The sequence below is a fragment of the Kitasatospora sp. NPDC085895 genome, from assembly GCF_040702125.1.
Taxonomy (GTDB): domain Bacteria; phylum Actinomycetota; class Actinomycetes; order Streptomycetales; family Streptomycetaceae; genus Kitasatospora; species Kitasatospora arboriphila.
The window spans coordinates 52,628-60,530 of record NZ_JBFBJY010000049.1 but is presented as its reverse complement, the minus strand read 5'-3'; the positions used below and the strand labels follow the sequence as shown (position 1 = coordinate 60,530).

Sequence of the window (7,903 nt, the reverse complement as noted above, 5' to 3'; positions counted from 1 at the left end):
GACCCCCGCGCCCGTTCGGTCTCGGCCGGGGCGGCCGCCGCCGCCCACCGGACCGGCGCCCCGCCGCCCCCCGCCGGCGCGGGCGCCGACCCGTTCCACGGCCGCGGAGCCGGCGCGTTCCGGCCGGGAAGGAGGGGCGGCCGGGTCCGGTAACCTTGAGGGTCGTCCCCGTCCACGACCCAAAGGGCTCACCGCATGCCAGTCGAATCGGTCTTCCCACGCCTGGAGGCCCTCCTCCCGCACGTCCAGAAGCCGATCCAGTACGTCGGCGGCGAGCTCAACTCGACCGTCAAGGACTGGGACGCCTGCGACGTGCGCTGGGCCCTGATGTACCCCGACGCCTACGAGGTCGGCCTGCCCAACCAGGGCGTCATGATCCTCTACGAGGTGCTCAACGAGCGCGAGGGCGTGCTCGCCGAGCGCACCTACAGCGTCTGGCCCGACCTGGAGGCGCTGATGCGGGAGCACGGCGTCCCGCAGTTCACCGTCGACGCGCACCGCCCGGTGAAGGACTTCGACCTCTTCGGTCTCTCCTTCTCCACCGAGCTCGGCTACACCAACATGCTGACCGCGCTCGACCTCGCCGGCATCCCGCTGGAGTCCAAGGACCGCGGCCTCGACGACCCGATCGTGCTCGCCGGCGGCCACGCCGCCTTCAACCCCGAGCCGATCGCCGACTTCCTCGACTGTGCCGTCGTCGGCGACGGCGAGCAGGCCGTCCTCGACATGACCGAGATCGTCCGCGCCTGGAAGGCCGAGGGCCGCCCCGGCGGCCGCGACGAGGTGCTGCTGCGGCTCGCGAAGACCGGCGGCGTGTACGTGCCGCGCTTCTACGACGTCGAGTACCTGCCGGACGGCCGGATCGGCCGCGTCGTGCCGAACCGCCCCGGCGTGCCCTGGCGGGTCTCCAAGCACACCGTCATGGACCTCGACGAGTGGCCCTACCCCAAGCAGCCGCTCGTCCCGCTCGCCGAGACCGTCCACGAGCGGATGTCGGTGGAGATCTTCCGCGGCTGCACCCGCGGCTGCCGCTTCTGCCAGGCCGGCATGATCACGCGCCCCGTGCGGGAGCGAAGCATCACCGGCATCGGCGAGATGGTCGACCGCGGCCTCAAGGCGACCGGCTTCGAGGAGGTCGGCCTGCTCTCGCTGTCCAGCGCCGACCACTCCGAGATCGCCGACGTCACCAAGGGCCTCGCCGACCGCTACGCCGAGGACAAGATCGGCCTGTCGCTGCCGTCCACCCGCGTCGACGCGTTCAACATCGACCTGGCCAACGAGCTCTCCCGCAACGGCCGCCGCTCCGGTCTGACCTTCGCCCCCGAGGGCGGCAGCGAGCGCATCCGCAAGGTGATCAACAAGATGGTGTCCGAGGAGGACCTCATCAACACGGTCGCCACCGCGTACGGCAACGGCTGGCGCCAGGTGAAGCTGTACTTCATGTGCGGCCTGCCCACCGAGACCGACGAGGACGTCCTGCAGATCGGCGAGATGGCGAAGAACGTCATCGCCAAGGGCCGCGAGGTCACCGGCGGCAACGACATCCGCTGCACCGTCTCCATCGGCGGCTTCGTGCCCAAGCCGCACACCCCCTTCCAGTGGGCCCCGCAGCTGTCCGCCGAGGACACCGACGCCCGCCTCGCCAAGCTGCGCGACTCCATCCGGCACGACCGCAAGTTCGGCAAGAACATCGGCTTCCGCTACCACGACGGCAAGCCCGGCATCGTCGAGGGCCTGCTCTCCCGCGGCGACCGCCGGATCGGCGCCGTCATCCGCGCCGTCTACGACGACGGCGGCCGCTTCGACGGCTGGCGCGAGCACTTCTCCTACGACCGCTGGATGGCCTGCGCCGAGAAGGGCCTCGCCGGCACCGGCGTCGACGTCGACTGGTACACCACCCGCGAGCGCGGCTACGAGGAGGTGCTGCCCTGGGACCACCTGGACAGCGGCCTCGACAAGGACTGGCTCTGGGAGGACTGGCAGGACGCCCTCGAAGAGGTCGAGGTCGAGGACTGCCGCTGGACCCCGTGCTTCGACTGCGGCGTGTGTCCGCAGATGGACACGCACATCCAGGTCGGCCCGACGGGCAAGAAGCTGCTGCCGCTGACCGTGGTCAAGTCGTAGGACCGCAGCGCAACCCGACGGCCCTCCCCGGCGTACCTGCCGGGGAGGGCCGTCGTACGGAGGGGGGACGGATGGCCGAGGAACGGGCCGCCGAGGGGTGCCTGGTGGCGTTCGTGCGGGTGCCGGCGCGGGCCTTCGCGCTGCTGGTGGTGGTGCCGCTGCGGTTCCTCTGGGAGCTGCTGCTCGCCGTCGTGCTGCGCCCGCTCGGCCGGGTGCTGGAATGGCTCGCGGTGCAGGTCGGCCGGGTCCTGTACTGGACGGTGGTGTGGCCGCTCGTCCAGCTGTACCGGTACGTCCTCACGCCCTGCGGGCACGCGCTGGCCCGGCTCGGCCGGTACCTGGTGGTCGTCCCGCTGGCCTGGCTGGGCCGGAAGGTGCTGGCCCCGGCCGGGCGGGCCGGGTGGACGGCGCTCTGCTGGTGCGGCCGTGTGCTGGTCGCGCTGCCGCTGCGTTGGCTGGGCCGCAACGCCCTGCTGCCGCTGGGTCACGGGCTGCTGGTGCTGCTCAAGGCGGTCGGTACCGGCCTCGCCTGGCTGTGCCGCCACCTCGTGGTCGTCCCCCTCGCGGTGCTGTGGCGGTACGTGCTGGCGCCGTGCGGCCGCGGGGCGCTGTGGCTGCTGTCGGGGCTCGCCCGGGGGGCCGGGCGGGCGGCGCGCGTCCTGGTGGCGGTGCCGTTGGTGTGGCTGTGGCGGGTGCTGCTGTACCCGGTGCTCCGCGAGCTGGGGAGGGCGATCGCCCGGGCCTGGCGGATCGGCGGGCGGATCTGGCGCTTCCTGGTGGTGCGGCCCTGGCGCTGGGTGCGGCGCGAGGTGTGGTGGCCGGCGAAGGCCGAGGTCGGGCGGGTGCTGCGGGAGGTCCGGCGGGCCCTGGTGGGGTGACCCGGTCCGGGCGGCGGGCCCGGGCGCGTACCCTTGTCCTGACAAGCAACCGGCCGGTACGGCCGGACGGGACACCGATCTAAGGACTGAGCAGCCCTGGCACGCCGCACGCCCGACGGTCCGCCGCCCGCGCCGACGGTGCAGCGCATCCGTCTCCGCTACACCAAGCGCGGCCGTCTGCGCTTCACCAGCCACCGGGACTTCCAGCGGGCGTTCGAGCGTGCGCTCCGCCGCTCGGCCGTTCCCATGGCGTACTCCGCCGGCTTCACCCCGCACCCCAAGGTCTCCTACGCCAACGCCGCCCCGACGGGCGTCGCCAGCGAGGCGGAGTACCTGGAGATCGGCCTCGCCGAGGCCCGTGACCCGGAGGAGCTCCGGGCCCGGCTCGACGGGTCGCTGCCGCTCGGCCTGGACGTCGTCGACGCCGTCGAGGTCCGCACCGCCAACTTCGTCGAGCGCCTGGAGGCCTCCGAGTGGCAGCTGCGACTGGCCGGCGTCGGGCAGGAGGAGGCGGCCCGCGCGGTCGCCGCGTTCCTGGCCGAGGAGGCCGTCGAGGTGCAGCGCACGACCAAGAACGGCGTGCGGGTGTTCGACGCCCGCGGGGCCGTCGCGTCGCTGCAGGTGCTCCCGTCGCAGGTGGGCGATGGTAACGACACTGGCACAGAGCGTGCCGACGATGTTCGTCCGGGCTCACCCTGTGCGATACTGCGGCTGGTAGTACGACATGCCACACCCGCCGTACGACCCGACGACGTTTTGTCCGGTCTCCGTGCGACGGCCGACCTGGCGCCGCCGGTCCCCGCTGAGGTGACCAGGCTGGCGCAGGGGCCGCTCGACGAGGAGACCGGCACGGTGACCGACCCGCTGGCGCTCGATCGCGCCGCGGCCCCGGCAGGCCGGTAGCGGCCGCAGGGCCGCGCGCCTCTGCCGACCGCCGAGTGGGCAGGGAGCCAGGGCTCACCACCGGGCCGTGGCTCCCAGGTCCCCGCGGCTTCCCAGGGGAGCGAGCGTCGTCGCACGCAGCCGGGCCCCCGCGGCCCGACCTGGACAACGAGAAGACTGGTCAGACCAGAAGACTTTCGGCATCCCGCACCGTGCGGGACGCCGAGCGAGACTACGAGCTCCTGTGCGGCCTCGCGTCCGCACGGCAGCACCGTGGAAGCCGGCACGCCATCACCGTGGCCGCCGTGAACCAGGTGCCGAGCCGTGCCCGGATGCGGAGCCCGGGGGCCTGACGGGAGATCCACCCGCATGCTCGAGAACACCGAACCGCAGTCCGCTGCGGAACCGGCCGACACCCCTGCCGACGGCGGTGCCGCGGCCCCGCCGCGCCGTCGTCGCCGTGCGGTCTCCCGCCCGGCCGGCGCCCCGCAGGGCGCCGCCGCCGAGGCGGCCGAGACCGTGCTGCCCGCCGAGCCGCAGCAGGACGGGGCCGCGGCCGCCGAGGCCCCGGCCGCCCCGGTCGAGGCGCCCGCCGCCGAGAAGCCGGCCCGGCCCCGCCGTACCCGCAAGCGCGCCGAGGCCCCGGCCGGCGCCCCCGAGGCCGCCGCGATCGTGGTGACCGAACCCGCCGCCGGCGCCGAGGAGCCCGCGGCCGAGGAGGCCGCCGCTCCGGTCGCCGAGGCGCCCGCCGCGGAGAAGCCCGCCCGGGCCCGCCGCACCCGCAAGCGCGCCGAGGCCCCCGTCGGCCCGCCGGCCGTCGAGGAGCCCGCGGCCGAGGAGGCCGCCGCTCCGGTCGCCGAGGAGCCGGTCGCCGAGGAGCCCGCGGCCGAGGAGGCCGCGCCCGCCCGCCGCACCCGCCGTCGCCGCGTGGTCGAGCAGGCCCCGGTCGTCGTCGAGGAGCCGGCCGCCGAGGAGCCCGCCGCGTCGACCGAGCCGGTCGAGGAGGAGGCCGAGGCCGCCGAGGAGCCCGCCGAGGCCGAGGCGCCCGCCGCCGAGGCCCCGGTCGCCGAGCCCGAGCCGTCGCACCGCGTCCGCCGCCGGGCGGTCCGCCCGTCCACCGCGCTCTTCCAGGCCCCGGTCTTCCAGGAGCCCGCTCCGTACGTCGCGCCGACTGCGCCCGCCGCTGCGGCCGCACCGGCCGCCGCCGCGGAGGAGGGCGGCAGCGAGGACGAGGAGTACGAGTACAGCGGCGTCGGCCGCCGCCGCCGGGTCCGCACCCCCGTCCGGGTGCAGACCCCGGCCCGTGCGCAGGCGCCCGCCCGTGCGCAGACCCCCGCCCGCGCCGAGGTCGCCCCCGCCGAGCAGGAGGCCCCCGAGGCCGCCGGCACGGGCCCCGAGCAGGAGGGCGAGTGGGAGGAGGACGGCCGTCCGTCGCGCCGCCGCCGCCGGGGCGGCCGTCGCCGCCGCCGCGGTGAGGGCGAGGAGCCGGAGGCCGCCGAGCTGTCGCAGGCCGAGGAGGACGCCTCCGCCGAGGAGGACACCTCCGGTGAGGCCGAGCCGGAGGAGGACGAGGACGAGGACGAGCTCGCCGCCGGGCTGTCCTCCTCGCGCCGCCGTCGCCGCCGCCGTCGCCGCAGCGGCGAGGGTGCCGCGGAGCCGGCCGAGACCACCGAGGACGGCGTCCGCACGGTGGTGAAGGTGCGCGAGCCGCGCCGCCGCTCCACCGAGCCGTCGTTCGACCCGGACGAGGTGCAGTCCATCAAGGGCTCCACCCGCCTGGAGGCCAAGAAGCAGCGCCGCCGCGAGGGCCGCGAGCTGGGCCGCCGCCGGGTGCCGATCATCACCGAGGCCGAGTTCCTGGCCCGCCGCGAGTCGGTCGAGCGCGTCATGGTGGTGCGCCAGAACGGCGAGCGCACCCAGATCGGCGTGCTCGAGGACGGCGTGCTGGTCGAGCACTACGTCAACAAGGAGCAGGCCACCAGCTACGTCGGCAACGTGTACCTGGGCAAGGTCCAGAACGTGCTGCCGTCGATGGAGGCCGCCTTCGTCGACATCGGCAAGGGCCGCAACGCGGTCCTCTACGCCGGCGAGGTCAACTTCGGCGCGCTGGGCGGCCACGGCGGCCCGCGCCGGATCGAGTCGGTCCTGAAGTCCGGCCAGTCCGTGCTGGTGCAGGTCTCCAAGGACCCGATCGGCCACAAGGGCGCCCGCCTGACCAGCCAGATCTCGCTGCCCGGCCGCTACCTGGTGTACGTGCCCGAGGGCTCGATGACCGGCATCAGCCGCAAGCTGCCCGAGAACGAGCGGGCCCGCCTCAAGCAGATCCTCAAGAAGATCGTCCCGGACGACGCGGGCGTCATCGTGCGCACCGCCGCCGAGGGCGCCAGCGAGGAGGAGCTGACCCGGGACGTCCAGCGGCTGCAGCAGCAGTGGGAGGACATCCAGAAGAAGGCCGCCACCGGCAACGCGCCGGTGCTGCTCTACGGCGAGCCGGACATGACCGTCCGGGTCGTCCGCGACATCTTCAACGAGGACTTCACCAAGGTCATCGTCAGCGGCGGCGACGCGTGGAACACCATCCACGACTACGTCTCCAACGTGGCCCCGGACCTCGCCGAGCGCCTCCAGCGCTGGACCTCGGACGTGGACGTCTTCGCCACCTACCGGATCGACGAGCAGCTGATGAAGGCGCTGGACCGCAAGGTCTGGCTGCCGAGCGGCGGTTCGCTGGTGATCGACCGGACCGAGGCGATGGTCGTCGTCGACGTCAACACCGGCAAGTTCGTCGGCCAGGGCGGCAACCTCGAGGAGACCGTCACCCGCAACAACATCGAGGCGGCCGAGGAGATCGTCCGCCAGCTGCGGCTGCGCGACCTCGGCGGCATCATCGTGATCGACTTCATCGACATGGTGCTGGAGTCCAACCGCGACCTGGTGCTGCGCCGCCTGCTGGAGTGCCTGGGCCGGGACCGGACCAAGCACCAGGTGGCCGAGGTGACCTCGCTGGGCCTGGTGCAGATGACCCGCAAGCGGGTCGGCCAGGGCCTGCTGGAGTCCTTCTCCGAGGCGTGCGTGCACTGCAACGGCCGCGGCGTCATCGTCCACATGGACCAGCCGCACACCCACGGCGGCGGCGGTGCCGCCCCGGCGGCCGGCGAGGCGGGCGGCGGCAAGCGCCGTCGGCGCGGCAAGGGCGGCGCCCAGGCCGAGCCGCAGGCCGAGGCCGCGGTCGCGACGGAGGCCCCGGAGGAGGCGCCCGAGGCGCTGGAGCTCCCCGAGGCCGCCGAGGCCGCCGAGGCCGCCGAGGCCGCCGAGGACATCGAGGTCGTCGACGTGCGCGCCGAGGAGCCGGCGCAGACCGCGCAGGCCCAGGCCGCTCCCGCGGAGACCGCCGAGGTGCCGGCCGAGGCCGTGGCGCAGGCCCCCGAGCCGGTCGCCGCCCCCGCGGGCCGCACCCGTCGCCGTGCGGTGCGCAAGGCGACGGCCCCCGCGGGTTCGCCGGCCGAGGCCGAGATCGTGGTGCTGCAGGCCCGGGCCGAGGCCGCCATGGAGGCCGCCCTGACCGCCGCCGGGCAGCAGGCCGTCGAGCCCGCCGCGGAGCCGGCCGCCGTCGAGGCGGTCGTGGAGGCGGCCGAGGCCGTCGCCGAGGCCGCGGAGGCCGTCGAGACCGCCGTGGTCACCGCGGAGGCCGCCGAGGCCGCCGGGGCGCCGGTCGAGGAGGAGGCCGCGGAGGCCGCGCCGAAGAAGCGCGCGACCCGCAAGACCGCCGCCAAGAAGACCGTGGCCGCGAAGAAGACCACCGCGGCCAAGAAGACCACCGCCCGCAAGACCGCCACCAAGCGGACGAGCGCGGCGGCCAAGAAGGCAGCGGCCGCCGAAGGTGACGGCGCCGCCGAGTGACGCCCCGCGCCCGGGGCGGCCGACGTGCCGCCCCGGGCCCGGTAGGGCCCGGTTTGCCCCCGCGCGGGCCGGTCCGTATTCTTGACCTTCGGCGTGTTACGCCATGCTCCCGAGCACAT

Annotated in this window: 4 protein-coding genes; all 4 read left to right on the top strand. The window is 74.9% G+C overall.

Annotated elements, in window-relative coordinates; translation table 11 throughout:
* Positions 1 to 195: 195 nt before the first annotated feature.
* The 4 genes from AB0442_RS26645 (at position 196) to AB0442_RS26630 (ending at position 7,784) form a co-directional block, all read left to right on the top strand.
* Entirely contained in the window at positions 196 to 2,124 is a 1,929-nt protein-coding gene (locus AB0442_RS26645; RefSeq protein WP_363540118.1) for a TIGR03960 family B12-binding radical SAM protein, read from the top strand.
* Between the two features lie 71 nt (positions 2,125 to 2,195).
* The gene (locus tag AB0442_RS26640; RefSeq protein WP_366165876.1) at positions 2,196 to 3,002 is read left to right on the top strand and encodes a hypothetical protein; all 807 of its coding nucleotides are present in this window, start codon (positions 2,196 to 2,198) and stop codon (positions 3,000 to 3,002) included.
* 138 nt (positions 3,003 to 3,140) lie between these two features.
* Complete coding sequence (locus AB0442_RS26635) at positions 3,141 to 3,905, top strand: TIGR03936 family radical SAM-associated protein (protein WP_366165875.1); 765 nt, start codon at positions 3,141 to 3,143, stop codon at positions 3,903 to 3,905.
* Positions 3,906 to 4,253: 348 nt separating this feature from the next.
* Positions 4,254 to 7,784 carry an Rne/Rng family ribonuclease gene (locus tag AB0442_RS26630; protein WP_366165873.1) on the top strand — a complete coding sequence of 1,177 codons (3,531 nt, stop codon included), beginning with the start codon at positions 4,254 to 4,256 and terminating at the stop codon, positions 7,782 to 7,784.
* Positions 7,785 to 7,903: the final 119 nt, after the last annotated feature.